General features: G+C 56.0%; 1 protein-coding gene. It reads right to left on the reverse strand.

Annotation, left to right across the window (positions count from 1 at the left end; translation table 11 throughout):
• Positions 1 to 434 (reverse strand): UvrD-helicase domain-containing protein (locus ACTHUR_RS21520; protein ID WP_440400846.1); only part of this gene is annotated, 434 nt, incomplete at both ends.

Raw genomic sequence — 434 nt, forward strand, 5'->3', positions numbered from 1 at the left:
TCGTAGCTGCGGAGCATGAGTTCGGCGAAATCGACTACGCCTTCGCGTTGGCAGATTTTGTCGTATTCGGCGTAGCATTCAATCATGCGGCTTGTGTGCGGGTCGGGCGCGCTCAACACGGAAGCGCGCAAACCGGATTCTTTTTGCGCGTTGATAAAGCCTTGCAGCGAACGCGGCGCGATGATTTCTTCGGCGATGTTGAGGCTTTTGAGCAGGCGTTTGATAAGGGAAAGCTGGTCGCCGCTGTCGAGGATTTGAAAGGAAGACGGCAGGCCGGCATCGCGGTGGTGCAACCGTAAAAAGCGGTGGCAGAGACCGTGGAATGTGCCGAGCCACATGGCGCGGACGTTGATGGGAATCATTGCGCCGAGACGGGTTTGCATTTCTTTGGCAGCTTTGTTGGTAAACGTTACCGCCATAATGCTGTGCACGCT

This window comes from Neisseria sp. P0021.S007 (genome assembly GCF_051956855.1).